We start from the raw sequence: 15509 nt of genomic DNA, 5'->3' as shown, positions 1-15509 counted from the left end.
CAATCAGGAGCTGGCCTTTCTCGGATACAAAACCCCCAACACCTCGGCAGTGGAACGGCACAACGGGACGGCCCGGCGTATGAATCCGCACCAAGTCCGCAGAAGCCTCGCGTTTGCGAGGCTTCCCCACGTCCGTCAGACGGTCAGTGATCTGGTCAATGGGATCTATAACTTCTGTCGGGTGAACCGGAGCCTGCGAGTCAAGTTGAATGAACCGGTGGGGCGTCGTCAATATGCGCAACGGACGCCAGCAATGGCCATCGGGATCACGGACACGGTGTGGAGCGTGCTGCGCCTGCTCAGCACCGTGGTCATGAAGAACCCATGTCGGTCATGATTCCAGCCTTCTACCAGCCGTCTGGAGCGCGATTCTTTTGGGTACACACCTCACTATGGGGCCAAAAGTGCGTTCCAGACATCCTTTTCCAAAACTGCAAGATGTCAGTCAAGGCAGATGGAGTACAGAACGGTCTACGATTCAGATCATCCCTGGCGCTCAACAAAGCCTCCTGGCCCTTTATGTCTGATTCTTTGAGTTTCTGGGTTCTCGAAGCAGCGCCGTCCACCATCACCGTCCAGTTTCACAGGCTAAGCCGTCTCCATCTCCATCCAGTCCCACCCGGTACCCCGGCTGACCCCGCCGAATCGGCAGACTCGCACCTGCGGCCCGGGCCGCAGCACAGGTTGCAAATCCTCCCTGCGGCACCCGCATCGGCGCACCCGGTGGGTTCACACTGGCGTCCTTTTTGATTTGCGCAGCGCAGCTTCCCTGCGGCAGTTTGAAAGAGCTGGCCCCAGCCCGGTTGACCCGGTAGCCCAGATCCTCCAACGCGCCCAGCGTCAACACACTGACTGGGTTGACGCGCCCCGTGAAGTCGCCGGCCGCCCCGGACAGAATCTCAGCGCAGACCGCCCGGCCTGACCAGTGCCCGGCATCCGGGTCCAGAGGCACACCTGGTTTCTGCCCTCCCAGCGTCCGGTATGCCGCCAGAGCGTGTGGGCCGGTGTAGTACAGCGCCCCGCCCACGCGCCGCACGAAGCTTCGTTCGTCTGTATCGCCACTGATGGACACCCGGTACTCCGCTTCCCACAGCGTGCCCACGCCCAGCACATGCAGCAGTTCGTGGATCATGGTGTCCAGCAGGTCTTCACGCGCGAGTTCGGACAGCCCATCGGCATTCAGATCAATGACGCCGTACACCGGCAGGTAGGAACCGTCCCGCAGGTCACACGGCATGCCGGTGGCGTACACATCGTCACCCAGGCGCTTGACCACCACGAAGACCAAGAGTTTCTTCAGGGTCCCCTGCACCTTTGGCAGCCCCTGATCGCAATCATTGGCCGCGATCTCCACCCGAACTGGCGCGTAAGGCGACGTGATCAGCGCCCCGACCCGGTCTGCCGCTTCCCGCACCGTGGCCTGCTGCTGAGCCGTCAGGGGCCGGCCCAGCAGCCGTGTCTCGATGCCAAACGAGGCGGCTCCTGCGTGACCCAGCAGGGTCCAGCACAGCAGCAGGCAGGACAACCAACGCCACAAGCGACCCAGAGAAAGATGCACCCACGCACTTTACGGCTCCTGCACCTCCACGCTCCAGTCACCGCTGATTCCAGCTCCACTCCAACCCGTCTCAGCCAACAGGTCTCGGATATCCCTCTTGTCGACCACGCTTCTGGTGAAGCGTCCCCGGCAGTCGGGACATGTCCGCCGCTGACCCCACAACGCCAAAACGCCGCCCTGGTATAGGCCAGTTCGCGCACAAGTCCCCACACACGCTGGAGCAGGGGCAGGAAAGCGTTCAGGTCTCCACCCCCAACAATCTGCACTCGCTACGGGTTTACAGGACCGCTGATCTTCACCCATCACGACGAGACCTGGATCACAGGACTCGCTCCCCAGAATGCCATGCAGACCACCGAGTACCGTTTGCCTGTCATCGCCTGCCCATACCCTTCCTAGACACCATCTCAAGTCCCCAAAGCAGTGTCTGGAGCGCCCGCAAGCATCTCATTTCCACCGATCAGCGCTATATTGCATTGAAAGCCAGCTCGACAAGAGGAGCGACCAAATGACCGACTTGACGACGTTGACCCTATGACCAGCCTGGAACTGATGGCAGCCAAGCTCACGCTTGCGGGCAACGCGCAGCGTGCGGCCACCATGACCGAAAGCGAGCGACGGCGACTTGCGCTGCGAGCGGTCCAGGAACACGACGTCGAGGGTCTGTGGGATCTGGTGTCGGCCTACCTGGTGTTGTACGGCCGGCGGGGCAGCAAGATCAGTCCGGCCACCCTGCGCAAATACAAGTTGACCTTCCGCCTCTACTGGGCTTGGGCCGACAGCGCGGGCGTGATGCTGACCCGGCCCACGCGGGATGCGGGACAGGCTTTCTTGCGGCACCTCGAAGCCCAGGGCAAAGTTAAGACCTCTGTCGCCGGCTCCCTGGCTTCCTGCCGCGCCCTGTACGAAACCCTTGACTGGTGCGGCGTGTGCAAAGAGGACCCTTTCCGACATGCCCGCCCCGCTGCAGACGGCCGCCCTCCCCTGGTCAAAGGCAAGCCCTACACCCTGGAGGAGGTCGAGAGGCTCCTGGCTGTGGCAGGTCTCGAAGACGCAGTCGTGATCACCCTGGGCGCAGACTGTGGCCTGCGAAGCGCGGAAATCGCTGGGCTGCGCAGGCGCGACGTACACCTGTATAGCGATCCGCCCACTGTGCTGATCAACGGAAAAGGCGCAAAGACCCGCGAGGTGGTGCTGTCCAGACGCGCCGAAGAGGCCCTGGAGCGCTGGCTGGCCAGCGTCGCAGGTCTCCCCCATCCGCTCGTCCTGATCGCAAACTCTACTGACCGCGTGCAGGACATCGTCAGGCGGCTGTGCACGCTGTCTGGAGTTCCCTGGGAGAAGCGTAAGGTTCATGGGCTGCGGCGCACAGCGGGTACCCGCGCATACACCGAAACGAAAGATCTGCTGGACACCCGGGACTTTCTGGGGCATTCGCAGGCCTCGACCACCGAGGTCTACATCCACTATGCCAAGGCCCAGGAAAAAGCAGTCAACAGGGATTGGTAAAGTTTCAATCCTGGGGATGCTCTGGCCCAAACCCCCTACCGCACGCAGTCAGCCCCAACATGAGCCAGGTGTTGCGGCAATCCTCTCTGCTGTTCATACCGGTATGAACAGCAGAGGGCAACACTTCCCGGTGGAAAGTCTACTGACCTGCAAAAACATCAGCAGAGGCTGATCACGGCTGGACGACAGTGGTGGTGGAGCAGGCGTGGAAGGCGGCTTACGCGGTACGAATCGGGCGAAAAGCGAGGCCACTGCAACTGGCAGCCTCGTGGAATTGGGCTCCTTCCCTATTGCGGACTTGTGGAGTTCAAGCCTCTGACCTATTGCGGACTTGTGGAGTTGCTATTGCGGACTTGTGGAATTCGGGGCTCTGGAGGTATTGCGGACTTGTGGAATTGGGCTCCTCCCCTATTGCGGACTTGTGGAGTTCAGGTCTCTGACCTATTGCGGACTTGTGGAGTTGCTATTGCGGACTTGTGGAATTGAACTCCTCCCCTATTGCGGACTTGTGGAGTTCAGACCTCTAACCTATTGCGGACTTGTGGAGTTGCTATTGCGGACTTGTGGAGTTTGGCTGGAAAACCCGCTCCCAGCCGCCATCCCCGGACTCTCCTTGATGATGACATCAATCTTTTTAAACAATCTTTTATCAGTAAGGGTAAAAAAAATGATCAACAACAACGGCGCGCGGATACCGGTCATCTCAGCCCTTAAGATGATGTGTGTCCCGGAAAACGGCCCATCCCAATTCGTTGGAGCTGACCAGCGGCGGTGAGGAGCGGAACCTGAACCGTCTATCGCTGGTTCTGGCCGCGTCCCGTATCCCCGACACGATGACTTCTTGGGAACGCTCTTGGTCTTCGACAGACCATCTGGGCGTCACAGTGCATGTGCGGTGCGTGGCCAGCGCCAATGACGTGGTTCCCCACGGCATCGACAATGACATTCTGTTTGGTCTGACCAACGCGTATATCGGTGCGAACTGCCCTGAAGACAACACTTTCCGGATCACCGCCTATCAGCTGTTGCTGTATTCAGCGTTGCCGATCGGTGGCCACAGTTACGCCACAATTCAGCCCAGCCTGACGCGGCTTCGCAACAGCACCTACACCATTCAGGACAGCTGGTACGACCGGAGTGAGGCCACGTATCAATCTCTGAGCACCAGCCTGGTGCAGAACTGGAAGGTGATCGACCGGCGCAAATCCCCCAAACAGTTTGACCATGAGTCGGTCAACGCCGAGGCTCTGTTTCAGGTCACCCTGGATCCTGATCTGGCGCGCAGCATTCGGCTGGGCTACATCCGGCCCGTGGACCTCAACATTCTGCGGGCACTCAGCCAACCGCTCACCCGCACGCTCTACCGCAAGCTAGAGGATGAGAAAAATCCGGTCGACCGGCCGGTACAGATGATGGTTCAAACGGCTCTTGTTCCCTGGGCCGAGCGTCTGGGTATCAATGGTCGGCCCGATACCATCCGGCGGGCACTCAAAACCCCACACGCACAATTGATCGAGAGTGGATTTCTCAAAGAAGTGAATTACCTGGGCCGGGGCCAGGCCCAGACCATCCAGTACGTTTTTGCCCAGTCCCATCTGCTACCGGCCCGACCAGAAGCCGTCACGGCACTCACCAGCCGCCGGATCACCCAGGGAGCGGCGCTCAAGTACGCCGCAGAGTATGGCTTGGAAGCCGTTCAGAAGGCCGTGAGGCGCTTTGACGAGCTGGTGGCCTCCGGTTACCAGGCCAAGAGCCTCAGCGGCCTGCTGGTGGACATCCTGCGCGATCCCGTGAAATATCAGACCATTGAGGTCGCTGGCCCAGTCAGACCAAAGCTGCGGATGCCCAAACTGCTCCCAGTTGATGACCAGAAGCCGGTGCGCACCCTTCAAACTGCAAACTTTATCTTGAAGAAGATTGTTCTACCGGAATCAGATAAGGCCGAAGTTGCGGAGCTGTATTTGAAAGGCCTGGTCACTTCAGCCGAGCTGGCTGCACTCGCCACAGCTGAAGATCCCACCGCGCAGATCTACAGTTGGAAAAGCCGCAACGGCGGGACCTGACCCTGAGCCTGGTGTGCTACGGCTTGAGGGCCTCCTTCAACGTTTCGGGCATCTGTTCCAGCCAGCGGTCCAGCGCTTTTTGCTGCCGGGTATCGAGCTGCCCCACCCAGCGCGCGGAGCCGAGCGCACGCGCCACCTGCCTGATTTTTGCCTGGTGGACGGATGCGGTCTGGGCTTTAATAGCTTCGCGGAGTTCCTCGCGGCTTGAGCCTTTCTTTGCTTGTTCGAGCAACTCTGTTTGTGCTTCAGCCGGAGCCGTAACGATGATCCCCGCCACCGTGAAGGGGAGACCGGCCCGGACGGCACCGAGAATGGCGGGCGGCCAGTTGAGGATCCTGAGTTTGTTCTTGGCAAAGTAGGTCCACGTCTCGCCGAGGACCTGAAAAAGGGCCTCAACCCTGGCATGCTCGCCTCCCGGAGCATCTGCAGGAGCCGGGTGCGCGCCTCGACAGGCGTGACGCCCAGTGCCAGGGCCACCAGGGCGAGCTTGGCGTCCACCTCATCCACGGCATTGAGGTCTTCACGCTGCAGATTCTCAATCAGGGCCAGTTGCCGGGCTTCTTCAGGCGTGAGGTCCCGCACCAGAACGGGCACCTCCTGGAGGCCGGCCTGCTGCGCAGCGCGCCAGCGCCGCTCCCCTGCCACGATCTCGTAACTCTCGCCGACGGGCCGGACGAGGAGGGGCTGCAACATACCGCGCTCACGAATGCTGCTGGCCAGCTGCTCAAGCTTGACCGGATCGAAGGCGCGTCTGGGTTGCCCAGTGCCTGGGCGGAGCAGCGTGACCGGGAGAGACGTCACCTCTTTCGTGACGGCCCAGCCCGCTTCGGCGGCCATTGTGAGCAGGCCAGCCAGTTTGTTCAGGTCACGTTTGGGAGGGGTCATACCTTGGCCTCCGAATATCAGCAGATCGGGGGCGGGCTGGGGATTCGTGCTGGTCGTGGGTTGCCTCTCCGTGTGGTACGTGATGTTGACGGGCGTTCAAAGAGCGGCACTCACTCGCCCTGAATCACGGACAGGATGTTGCCCGCCGGGTCTCTGAACCACGCGATGGTGGGTCCCTGGCCGCGCATGATGCCCTTTTCGTCCAGGTTCATCCCGCCGTCGTGTTCAAACCTGACCCCGTGGGCCGTGAGCGCGTCTACCGCGCCCTCCACATCGGCCACCGGAAAGTTGAGGACGGTGGACGTGGCCGGGATGTGATTGGATTTGGGATAGACCAGAACGGGCCGCGCGCCCGCAATGTGCAGCCGCAGCATCCCGTTTCCCTCGCTGACCTGAAGGCCAAGCAGGTCACCGTAAAAGGATTTTGCGGCTGGAATGTCGTTCACCGAAAAGCCGCTGAAGGCCGGGGAGTGCTTGAACATGGAACGCTCCTTTGTCTGGGGGTCATGAATAGGAGGGCGAGTCTGGGCGGGGCGGCCCCGTCTGGACAGTTCATACGGATTGCGTTTCATTTCCCAATCCTTTGGGAAAACACCACTGGGCCTACCCCTCGGTGGCTGGAACGGTGAGGTCGCCACCCTGTGCCAGGGCATCTGGCTGGGCCTGTGGTTCAGGCCGGCGCAGAAAGGGGGCCAGCAACACGGCCAGCAGCGCAATGCCGGCGGCCACATGAAAGGCGGTCTGGAACCCGGCGGTCTGGGCCTGTGCGGCAGATGCACCCTCGGCAAGCCGACTGGCGGCGCGGCCCGTCAGGACCGTGATCAGCAGGGCCGTCCCTGCCGCGCCCGCGACCTGTTGCAGGGTGCTGAGGGTGGCGCTGCCATGCGAGTACAGTTCGGGCGGCAATGGCCCCAGACTGCTGGTGAAGACCGGTGTGAACAGCAGCGCCAGCCCCACGCTGAGCACCAGATGCAGGGTCAGCAGCGTCGAGATGGGCGTCGCGGCGTCAATGCTGCCCAGCCCCCACAGCGTCAGCGCCAGCAGCACGGTACCGGGCGTGACCAACCACAGGGGGCCGTGACGGTCAAACAGCTTGCCGATGCCCGGAGCCAGCAGGCCCATCAGGAGGCCGCCCGGCAACAGCAGCAGCCCCGTTTGCAGCGGACTCAGCTCCCGGATGTTCTGGAGGTACAGCGGCAGCAGGATCGCGCCTCCGAACAGGGCCATCATGGCGATCATCATCAGGCCCGTCCCCAGCGTGAACATCGGGAAACGAAAGACCCGCAGATCCAGCAGCGGGGTGCCGCGCCGCCCCAAAGACAGTTGCCTCCAGATGAACGCCGCCAGCGCCAGCATGCCCAGGATGAGTGGCACACTCACGGCGGGGCTGCCCAGGCCAGCAGGCGTATCACCGAAGCGGCTCAGCGCGTACACCAGGCCGCCGAAGCCCACAGCCGACAGCGGCACCGAGACCAGGTCCAGCGTCAACCGGCGCGGTTCCCCGAAATTGACCAGCGTGCGCGCGCCATAAAAGAGTGCTGCCAGCGCAATGGGCAGCATGAACAGGAACATCGAGCGCCAGGGCAGCGCGGACAGCAGCAGTCCCGAAATGGTGGGGCCAATGGCCGGGGCCACTGAGATCACGATGCTGATCTGGCCCATCACCGCCCCACGCCCCCGTTCCGCCACCAGGGTCAGCACGGTGGTGATCAGCAGCGGCAGCATGATGGCCGTGCCGCCCGCCTGCACGACGCGCCCGGCCAACAGCGGTACAAAGCCCGGCGCGGCAGCGGCGATCAGTGTGCCGGCGCAGAACAGCGACATGGCCGTCAGAAAGACCGTGCGGGTGCTGAGACGCTGGAGCAAAAAGCCGGTGATGGGAATGACCACCGCCATCGTGAGCAAAAAGGCCGTGGACAGCCACTGCGCGGTGCTGGCGCTGAGGTCCAGATCGGCCATCAGGCGCGGCAGCGCCACGTTCATGATCGTCTCGTTCAGAATCACCACAAAGGTGGAGATCAGCAGAATCAGGATGATGGCGCGGTGCTGGGCGGGCAGGGGTTCTGACGCAGTGGTCACGGCGTGGTCTCTGGGTGCTGAACCGCGTAACGCAGGGCTACGACGCCAGCCTGAAAGTGTTTCGATTCCAGCAGGGTCAGCTTCTGTTCCTGCCCGGCCTCAAACAATGGGGTGCCACCGCCCAGCACCACAGGATTCAGGTAGATCAAGTATTCGTCGATCAGTTCGAGCCGCGCCAGCACATGCACCAGCCGGGGACTGCCAAAGACCATCAGCGGGCCGCCTGACCCAGACTTTTGCTCACGAACAGCCTCGGCCACGTTCTCGCGAATCAGGATGGTGTTGTTCCAGTCGGCCCGTTCCAATGAACGCGAAATCACCAGTTTTGGAATGGCCTCCACCCACGCCATGTGCGCGCGGTCATGCGGCGTGCTTTCAGGATTGTCCGACACAGTGGGCCAGTAGCCCAGCATCATGCCGTACACCTCGCGCCCGTAAACCGCTGTGCCGACTTCGCTCAGCCGGGCGTCCACATCAGCCGCAATCTCAGGCTCCACGTTGGCCCATTCCAGCTCGCCGCTTGGACCGCAGGCGTAGCCGTCCAGGCTCAGGTGCGTAAAGGACACGAGTTTGCGCATTTTAGGTTCCTCCCTCGTAGGCCGCCCTGAGCCACTCCAGCACCTCGGCGTCCACCCGGTCTGGCTCCGTGATGCGGACGCGGTGCGTGACCATGCTGTTCCAGTTGCCCGCCGCCTCAAAGCGCTCCGTGGCGTCCACGCCCTTGCGTTTGATGCCGATGTCCAGCCGCTCAGACGTGGGCTGCACGATGGCGAACTTCCTGCCGCCGCGCCGCAGGCTGACATAGCTGTCGGTGGGCGCGATGTCTATGTCCTCGCCAAGACCCTTTACCGCTTCTAACAGCGACTCGTACGTGTCTTTCCAGACCGCTTTCTTGCCGCTGAATACGGCGTCTACCTTCTCGGCCTTGGGCGTTTTGAACGCGTCCGGCCTGAGCAACGCGCCCGCGACAGCAGTGGCGTGGCCGTGACCCAGTCCAAACTCGCCCTTAAGCCACTTCACGATCTCGCCGTGTTTGTCGATGCCTTTTGCCTCGGCCAGTTCGCGGAAATCGCCGACGGTCTTGCCGGTCTGCGCTTTGACGGTGTCCAGATACGCCTGATACGACATGGTTCTCCTTTCTGGGACGAAAGATTCGGACCTACACGCCGAACTGTTTCAGGTGATGATCCAGATGAAGGTATTGCAGCCGCGCCCATTCATGCGGCGTCATGCGGCCAAAGAAAGGGTGAGGCTGCCGGGTGGCCCCGCGCTCGGCCCCCTCGAAAAAGCGCTGGAGCTGAGTCTGCGCCGCCTGCTGTTCGCGCTGGAACTGGTGTTCGTCGGAGATTTTGTACGAGGGGGCAGTTGGGGTGTTTTTGGACAGGCCCTCGGCCAGTATTTTCCGTTTGACGAAGGGGCCGAAGATGCGCCCCAGCACGGTCTGGGTCACTGGCTTGTCGGACATCGCCCGTTCCAGATTCAGGGCCACATGCGCCAGCATCTGCGCCACGTCCATCTGGCCCCAGCGGCGCTGGCTGGCTGGCGAAAGATGGTCCAGTCGCCCCAGCAATTCGTGATATGACCCAGTCTGGAACAGGTGCGTTTCATATTTCGCGCGTTTGCCTTTCAGCATGTCAGACCACCTCCAGAAGCTTCTGAATGACCCCAGCCAACCGTCGCCCACGGGTTTCGGGCGTTCTGGCCCCTTCCACCATCAAGACGTGCTGCCGCTGACGGCTATAGGACAGGGCGGCGAAGCGCTGCCGGGCCGCTGGGTTCTGGTCTAACGCGGCTTGCAAATCCTCCGGCACGGTCACTTCGCGGGGTTCAGTGTCCAGTTCCAGCGTCACCTCCACCACGTCTCCAGCCTCAACGCCCGCCCCGGCGCGGTGTTCGGCGCTGACTGGAATCATGAACTTGCCGCCCAGCACGGCAACAATGCTGCGGTACGAATACCCGCCCAAAGTGACACGCACCGCAGGCTTCTTGCCCGCGCCGAAGCGCTCTACCACATCTGGCGGGACTTCCAGGCCGGTGGCGGTCTTGCCGCCCAGCAGCAGCGTGGTCTGGAAGGTGACGGGGCCGCTCATGGCCTGCCATCCAGCGTGTAGGTCAGCCGCACCACACCCGAGCTGAAGGTCTGGGTGCCGGCGAGAGACAGGCCCAGAATCTCCCCCTCGCCGAAGAGCCGCTTGCCTTGCCCCAGCACGACGGGATAGACCAGCAGATTCATCTGATCCACCAGGCCATGCATCAGCAGAAACCGGACGAGTTCACCGCTGCCGTAGACCAGAATGTCCCCACCCGCCTGCTGTTTCAGGTGGGCAATGTCCTGCGCGACGTTCTGCGAGATGATGTGGGCGTTGTTCCAGGTGGCCTCTTCCAGCTTGCCGGAGACGACATATTTGGGCAGGCTGTTCATCCGTTCCCCGAACTCCCCAGTATCGGTGGCCGCCGGCCAGTAGGCCGCGAAGCCCTCGTAAGTCACGCGGCCCAGCAGCAGGGCGTCAGCCCCAAACAGTTCGTTGCGCTTGAACTGGCCGCTTTCGGGATCGGCGTACCCGCTCTGCCACGGGGTGGGTTCTTCCATCACACCGTCGAGCGTCAGAAATTCCGTCACGACAATTCTTCGCATGTTCAGTTCTCCTGGCCTCGGAAGGGGGCAGAGGGAGGCCGCCGCTCAACGGCTGGCGGGCAGCGGTGCGTCCAGAAACGACGTGACCACGGGGGCCAGCAGCGGCGAGTCGACGCTGTTGTAGTGCGTGGTGGCGGGCAGGATCGCCAGGCGGTGTGGGGTCATGCCCGAACCGTCCCATACGCCGTCACGCTTGCCGCCGTCCAGCAGTGAGAAGAATTCGGCGGCGTGCTGCGGACTGATGCTGTCGGCGTCCCCAGCCATGAACAGGGTGGGCACCTTCAGGGCAGCCACCTCCTGGCTCCAGTCATAGCCCTGGCGCATCAGGTCACCCATCTTGGCCCACAGCGTCGGCCAGTCGCCTGGTCTGGGCGCAGTGCTGGCATACAGGTGGTACATCGGCGTGTCGAGCATGGTCTGCGCCGTGTGCGCGCCTATTTGCGCCATGTCCGCGCGCACGCCGGGAAACCAGCCCTCTGACCTGAAGGCGGAAGACACGATCACCAGTTTGCGAACCACGGCTGGATGGCGAATGGCGGTTTGCAGCGCTACCGCCCCGCCCATCGAGTAGCCCATCACATCGGCCTGGCCCAAGCCAAGCTGCCCGATCAGGCCGGCCACATCGTCGGCCATCTCCTGCATCGACAGTGGACGGTCAATATCGGCAGTGCGCCCGTGCCCCTGCAAATCCACCAGGATGACCTGACGCCCTGCGCCGATCTGGGGCAACAGCTCACCAAACATCCCCGCCGAGCCGAATCCGCCGTGCAGCAGGATCAGGGGCGCGCCGCTGCCGTGAATTTCGTAGTACAACTCCAGGCCGTTGACGTGGGCGTAGCTTCCCTGGGTCATGTCTGTTCCTCCTTGAATTGATAGGTCAGGTGGGTGGCGTGAGCGGACTCCACCACCCGCACCCGTTCCAGACGCGTCATCTCGCCCAGATCACCGAACAGGCGCAGCCCGCCGCCCAGCAAGAACGGGGCGACATGAAGCTGAAGTTCGTCCAGCAGTCCAGATTTCAGGAACGCCTGAGCGGTCTGGGCGCCGCCTGCCACGCAGATGTCCTTTTCCCCGGCAGCCGTGCGGGCCTGGGCCAGTGCGCTCTCAACTCCGTCTGTGACGAAGGTAAAGGTGGCCCCGCCGCGCTCCACGCCAGGCAGCGACGTGTGGGTCAGGATGAAGTGCGGCACCTTATATTCGGTGTCGAAGCCGTCGGGGGCGGTTCCGAAGGCGGTATGCCCCAGGATCATCGCGCCGATCCGGTCCAGCAGTTCGCGCTTGATGTCCTTGGCAGCGCCAAATTCGGCAAAATACCAGTCATGCAACCCGTCATCCCCACCGCCCGGCCCGCTGACAAACCCATCGAGTGAAACGGCGAGATCGAGAAAAACCTTGCCCATCCGTGATGCCTCCTGTGGTCTGAATACGCCTGATCAGTTCTCTGAGACGCGCAGGCATGAGAAAGACTTGGCGCGGGCCATCGCCCGAGCTGCCTTACTGTAACCATATTCTTTTACTGGATTTAGCTTAAAACAGAATCCGTCGAATTGCAACCATGCCAGCAATCTGACGGATTGGCCTCAGCTCGACTGGAAAGCAAACGCGGCAGAAGACCGCCCCACGAACGTACTGGGGCGGTCTGGTTGTAGGATTTAGCCGCCCTGCGCCGCCAGATGTTCGGCCAATCGGTCCCAGGTCTGCGTGACGCCCTGGAGCATCCCCATATCCATCACAGTCTTCAGCGCGCCCTCAGTGCCGTACACGGAGCGGCTGATGACCCGCGTGCCCTCCCCAACCTCCTCAAAGGTCAGCGTGGTCTGGGACGAAGGCATCTCGGCATTGACTTCTCCGCCGGCATCCGAGAAATAGTCCGTGTAGACCAGCCGTTCGGGGGCCTCAATCTCGTCGTAGACGGCCAGTCCCCACGATTCCATGCCGTAGAAGTCTCCCTGCTCCTGGTCCATGCACGTCATGCAGTAGTGCCATCTGCCGCCGGGGCGCAGGTCCACCGTGCAGTGCGTGATGTCCCAGCCGCGCGGCCCCCACCACTGGCGCAGATGTTCAGCCGTTGTAAACGCCTCGAAGACCAGGGCGCGAGGTGCGCTGAAAGTGCGCTCCAGAACAAGTTCCTTTTCATTCTCCACTCTTGAAGTCATGGCGGGCAGAGCACTGGTCATGATATGTCTCCTGATTCGGTTGAGGGGGCGTCTTGCGGTTGCGGTTCCTGAAGTTTTTGCAGGTAATCGTCCAGATTGTCGAAGCGTTCCTGCCACAGTTGCCGGTAACGGGCGAGCCAGTCGTCCAGTTCCTGGAAAGCTTCGGGCCGCAGGTGACAGATGCGGCGGTTGGCGCTGGCCTGCACGTCAATGATTCCGGCGTCACTCAGCACCCGCAGATGTTTGGAGGTCTGCGGCTGCCGCATGTTCAGGCGGACGGCGATCTCACCCACCGTCAGCGGTTCACGGCGCAGCAGCTCTACCATCTGAAAGCGCTGTGGATCAGCGAGGGCGTGAAAAGTAGCGGTGTTCAAGGGTTAATCTCATCACCTCCTGTCCTGCCTGAGTGATTCTATTATTCCATATTAAGAATATTCTTGTCAAGACATATTATGAGGTAGAGCAGGTGTAAGGGCAGGGCACGTTCAAGTCCCATTGCTCTTGATTACGCCGGGTCAGGCCATGTCGCAGGTGGCCTAGATCGTCCGAACACAGAAGGCGGACTGCTTGGGCATGAGGCCACTGAGTTCTCCTTTTCAGCCAAGGGGGAGGGCGTCCATCATGAGGACCTGGGCCACTTTAAGGCTGCGCCAACTGGCACTCGCCTCCTTCCCAGTTGGGGCCATCCGCCTTTTTACTCAAAGATGTTCGTGTCCGTCCCTCCGCTCCCAGACGAAATGCCCGCTCACCAGGCTTTGCCTCCCCTTGTCTTGAACAAAGGCGACATCCCGGCCCCTGGCCTGATGGCGGATGCGCCCCGGCCCCGCCTCTGCCACAGTTGAGGCGTGCATTACGTGGAATTCCTGCCCGACGCCCGCCTGCGCCATCTGGTGCGGGCGTACTGGCAGGTGGACGAGTTCCACGGAGAAGGGCAGGAGGAACACCGCTTTCTGCCTGAACGCCTGATCCGCCTGACCTTTTACGCTGGGGAAACCTGGCGCGGCTCCATGCTGGGCGGCGGGTTGGAAGTGATGCCCGCCGCCTCACTGACCGGCCTGACGCTCAGTCCTCAGCGGGCCGTCTCGATTGGCTCCACCAAAGCGCTGGGCGTGGAACTGCTGCCCTGGGCGGCGCGGCAACTGTTCGGCTGGGATGTCAGCGTGTCCAGCATGGACCTGGGCCTGAAGCATCCGTTGCTCACCCGCGCCGTCACGGCCCTGCTGCGCCTGGACGCCTGGGAGGAAGCCCGCCAACTGGTGGAGGACTGGCTGCTGGGCCTGCTCTCAGAGCGGGGCAGCGAACCGGGAGCCGGGGCCAGGGCTGCCGGTTCGCTGTATTCCAGTCTGGGACAGGTTCGCATCGGCGCGCTGGCCGAGCAATTCAACCTGAGTCAGCGGCAACTGGAGCGCAAATTCGTGCGGGAGGTGGGCATCAATGCCAAGACGCTGGCCCGCCTGATCCGCTTCGAGGAAGTTCACAACCGGCTGTGGCGTGACCCGAATGTTTCGCTGGCGCAGCTCGCCTATGAGCTGGGCTACGCTGATCAGGCACATCTGACGCGCGAATTCAGGGCCATGTCGGCCATGACGCCGCGCGGATTCGGGGAGTACGTCAAGCTGGACACCAGCCGCCCCGCGTTCTCGCTGACGGGGGTGGTGGACACCGCACGTCGGGAGAGGAGTGACTGGTCACCCGCTTCCCAGGGGTCACCGGGTTCACCGGTCTGAGCGCGCCGTGTTTTTTCAAGACCCGTTCCCACCCGCGTCTCCAGCCTGGGCAACGTCACGGACCAACGCCCTCATCGGCGTTTGTTTCAGGCCTCGGCGATGGCCGCAATGGAGATTTTCAATCCAGGGATCCGCGCAGGCAGCTTGGCCCCCTGGCGGGCGGGCGGATTGGACGGAAACCACCTGAGCCACTCCTCGTTCATTCCAGCAAAGTCGTCTTCGTCCGCCAGCACGACGGTCACACTGACGATCTTGTCCAAAGAACTGCCCGCTTCCTCGAGAATGGCCTGGATGTTGGTCAGACATTGCCAGGTCTGGTCCTGGATGGTGCTGCCCTTGAATGCGCCGGTTGCAGGATCAGTTGGAGCTGTGCCGGAGACGAACACCAGGCCAGCAGCTTTAACCGCCTGGCTGTAGGTCGGCGGCGGCAAAGCCGCTTTCGGCGTGAAGACGATTTGACGTGCCACGTTGCCTCCTTCAGGTGGGGACGGAAGGGATGATTTCGAGCAACTCAAGACAGGCGGCGGCGCTACCCCTGGCGTCACCTGATCCTCATTAGACCTCTTGCGAAAGTCGTGCGCTAGGGTAGGGGATGGTTGGCACGCTAAAATATCACCAGGCCCTGAAGCTAAATCGCACGAGTTTTCGCCGTCGCACTGGTGTGTACCCCGAAACATTTCTAGAGATGGAGACCGTGTTGCAAGAACGCCATGCCAACAAAGTCAAATCTGGACGGCCACCTGCACTCTCTTTGGGAGCGCAACTCCTGATGACGCTGGAGTTCTGGCGCGAGTACCGCACGTTGTTTCACATCGGCCAGGACTGGGGTGTCCATGAGGCCACGGTTCAGCGAACCGTGGTGCGTGCCCACGATGCCCTGATACAAAGCGGGAAATT

18 protein-coding genes and 2 pseudogenes are annotated in these 15509 nt (G+C 62.0%); 5 read left to right on the top strand and 15 right to left on the bottom strand.

What is annotated here, in order from left to right; all coding sequences use genetic code 11:
* Positions 1-337: pseudogene (locus BOO71_RS16445) on the top strand (IS1 family transposase); the annotation flags it as partial.
* Between the two features lie 231 nt (positions 338-568).
* On the opposite strand, the gene BOO71_RS28835 reads toward BOO71_RS16445, so the two are convergent.
* Entirely contained in the window at positions 569-1525 is a 957-nt protein-coding gene (locus tag BOO71_RS28835) for an excalibur calcium-binding domain-containing protein (RefSeq protein WP_254843190.1), read from the bottom strand.
* Between the two features lie 567 nt (positions 1526-2092).
* Here BOO71_RS28835 and BOO71_RS16435 point away from each other — a divergent pair.
* Together BOO71_RS16435 and BOO71_RS16430 are read left to right on the top strand one after the other, a co-directional pair.
* Complete coding sequence (locus tag BOO71_RS16435; RefSeq protein WP_075834141.1) at positions 2093-3067, top strand: tyrosine-type recombinase/integrase; 975 nt, start codon at positions 2093-2095, stop codon at positions 3065-3067.
* A gap of 722 nt (positions 3068-3789) precedes the next feature.
* Positions 3790-5130 (top strand): replication initiator protein A, encoded by a 1341-nt coding sequence (locus BOO71_RS16430; RefSeq protein WP_139322977.1) that lies wholly within the window; start codon positions 3790-3792, stop codon positions 5128-5130.
* 16 nt (positions 5131-5146) lie between these two features.
* Here BOO71_RS16430 and BOO71_RS28830 read toward each other — a convergent pair whose 3' ends face one another.
* From BOO71_RS28830 to BOO71_RS16370, 13 genes and pseudogenes are all read right to left on the bottom strand, one after another.
* Positions 5147-5407, bottom strand: a complete 261-nt coding sequence (locus BOO71_RS28830; protein WP_254843191.1) for a hypothetical protein — start codon at positions 5405-5407, stop codon at positions 5147-5149.
* A 266-nt stretch (positions 5408-5673) separates the two neighbouring features.
* Positions 5674-5967: pseudogene (locus BOO71_RS28825) on the bottom strand (ParB N-terminal domain-containing protein); the annotation flags it as partial.
* 158 nt (positions 5968-6125) lie between these two features.
* Complete coding sequence (locus tag BOO71_RS16420) at positions 6126-6497, bottom strand: VOC family protein (RefSeq protein WP_075834137.1); 372 nt, start codon at positions 6495-6497, stop codon at positions 6126-6128.
* 121 nt (positions 6498-6618) lie between these two features.
* Positions 6619-8094 carry a DHA2 family efflux MFS transporter permease subunit gene (locus BOO71_RS16415; RefSeq protein ID WP_075834135.1) on the bottom strand — a complete coding sequence of 492 codons (1476 nt, stop codon included), beginning with the start codon at positions 8092-8094 and terminating at the stop codon, positions 6619-6621.
* Entirely contained in the window at positions 8091-8672 is a 582-nt protein-coding gene (locus BOO71_RS16410) for a dihydrofolate reductase family protein (RefSeq protein WP_075834133.1), read from the bottom strand. Before BOO71_RS16410 ends, BOO71_RS16415 begins: the two co-directional genes overlap by 4 nt.
* 1 nt (position 8673) lies before the next feature.
* Positions 8674-9222 carry a DUF4287 domain-containing protein gene (locus BOO71_RS16405; protein ID WP_075834131.1) on the bottom strand — a complete coding sequence of 183 codons (549 nt, stop codon included), beginning with the start codon at positions 9220-9222 and terminating at the stop codon, positions 8674-8676.
* 31 nt (positions 9223-9253) lie between these two features.
* Entirely contained in the window at positions 9254-9727 is a 474-nt protein-coding gene (locus BOO71_RS16400) for a DUF1569 domain-containing protein (protein WP_075834129.1), read from the bottom strand.
* Between the two features lies 1 nt (position 9728).
* Positions 9729-10184: a YdeI/OmpD-associated family protein gene (locus BOO71_RS16395; protein ID WP_075834127.1), complete on the bottom strand. Its 456-nt coding sequence runs from the start codon at positions 10182-10184 to the stop codon at positions 9729-9731.
* Positions 10181-10729 (bottom strand): dihydrofolate reductase family protein, encoded by a 549-nt coding sequence (locus tag BOO71_RS16390; RefSeq protein WP_075834125.1) that lies wholly within the window; start codon positions 10727-10729, stop codon positions 10181-10183. Before BOO71_RS16390 ends, BOO71_RS16395 begins: the two co-directional genes overlap by 4 nt.
* Before the next feature lie 45 nt (positions 10730-10774).
* The gene (locus BOO71_RS16385; RefSeq protein WP_075834123.1) at positions 10775-11581 is read right to left on the bottom strand and encodes an alpha/beta fold hydrolase; all 807 of its coding nucleotides are present in this window, start codon (positions 11579-11581) and stop codon (positions 10775-10777) included.
* Positions 11578-12129 (bottom strand): dihydrofolate reductase family protein, encoded by a 552-nt coding sequence (locus tag BOO71_RS16380; protein WP_075834121.1) that lies wholly within the window; start codon positions 12127-12129, stop codon positions 11578-11580. The genes BOO71_RS16385 and BOO71_RS16380 overlap by 4 nt, the downstream gene beginning before the upstream one ends.
* A 252-nt stretch (positions 12130-12381) precedes the next feature.
* The gene (locus BOO71_RS16375; protein ID WP_075834119.1) at positions 12382-12906 is read right to left on the bottom strand and encodes an SRPBCC domain-containing protein; all 525 of its coding nucleotides are present in this window, start codon (positions 12904-12906) and stop codon (positions 12382-12384) included.
* Complete coding sequence (locus tag BOO71_RS16370; protein ID WP_075834117.1) at positions 12903-13259, bottom strand: ArsR/SmtB family transcription factor; 357 nt, start codon at positions 13257-13259, stop codon at positions 12903-12905. The genes BOO71_RS16375 and BOO71_RS16370 overlap by 4 nt, the downstream gene beginning before the upstream one ends.
* 471 nt (positions 13260-13730) lie before the next feature.
* Here BOO71_RS16370 and BOO71_RS16365 point away from each other — a divergent pair, with 471 nt between their 5' ends.
* On the top strand, positions 13731-14612 hold the full coding sequence (locus tag BOO71_RS16365; RefSeq protein WP_075834115.1) for an AraC family transcriptional regulator: 882 nt from the start codon (positions 13731-13733) through the stop codon (positions 14610-14612).
* Positions 14613-14698: 86 nt separating this feature from the next.
* Here the strand turns inward: BOO71_RS16365 and BOO71_RS16360 are convergent, their stop codons facing one another.
* Complete coding sequence (locus tag BOO71_RS16360) at positions 14699-15079, bottom strand: RidA family protein (protein WP_075834113.1); 381 nt, start codon at positions 15077-15079, stop codon at positions 14699-14701.
* A gap of 218 nt (positions 15080-15297) precedes the next feature.
* On the opposite strand from BOO71_RS16360, the gene BOO71_RS27095 reads away from it, so the two are divergent.
* Positions 15298-15509, top strand: a 212-nt coding sequence (locus BOO71_RS27095; protein ID WP_254843189.1) for a helix-turn-helix domain-containing protein, incomplete at its 3' end; no start/stop codon positions are given.

It is taken from the genome of Deinococcus marmoris (genome assembly GCF_001949125.1).
Taxonomy (GTDB): domain Bacteria; phylum Deinococcota; class Deinococci; order Deinococcales; family Deinococcaceae; genus Deinococcus; species Deinococcus marmoris_A.
The sequence above is the reverse complement of the archived record's forward strand: the minus strand, read 5'-3'. Positions and strand labels throughout refer to the sequence as shown.

Bases quoted from the DNA above. Each gene is read 5' to 3' on its own strand.
- BOO71_RS16435 (WP_075834141.1), top strand. From the start codon at position 2,093: ATGACCAGCCTGGAACTGATGGCAGCCAAGCTCACGCTTGCGGGCAAC.
- BOO71_RS16420 (WP_075834137.1), bottom strand. From the start codon at position 6,497: ATGTTCAAGCACTCCCCGGCCTTCAGCGGCTTTTCGGTGAACGACATT.
- BOO71_RS16410 (WP_075834133.1), bottom strand. From the start codon at position 8,672: ATGCGCAAACTCGTGTCCTTTACGCACCTGAGCCTGGACGGCTACGCC.
- BOO71_RS16405 (WP_075834131.1), bottom strand. From the start codon at position 9,222: ATGTCGTATCAGGCGTATCTGGACACCGTCAAAGCGCAGACCGGCAAG.
- BOO71_RS16400 (WP_075834129.1), bottom strand. From the start codon at position 9,727: ATGCTGAAAGGCAAACGCGCGAAATATGAAACGCACCTGTTCCAGACT.
- BOO71_RS16395 (WP_075834127.1), bottom strand. From the start codon at position 10,184: ATGAGCGGCCCCGTCACCTTCCAGACCACGCTGCTGCTGGGCGGCAAG.
- BOO71_RS16390 (WP_075834125.1), bottom strand. From the start codon at position 10,729: ATGCGAAGAATTGTCGTGACGGAATTTCTGACGCTCGACGGTGTGATG.
- BOO71_RS16385 (WP_075834123.1), bottom strand. From the start codon at position 11,581: ATGACCCAGGGAAGCTACGCCCACGTCAACGGCCTGGAGTTGTACTAC.
- BOO71_RS16380 (WP_075834121.1), bottom strand. From the start codon at position 12,129: ATGGGCAAGGTTTTTCTCGATCTCGCCGTTTCACTCGATGGGTTTGTC.
- BOO71_RS16375 (WP_075834119.1), bottom strand. From the start codon at position 12,906: ATGACCAGTGCTCTGCCCGCCATGACTTCAAGAGTGGAGAATGAAAAG.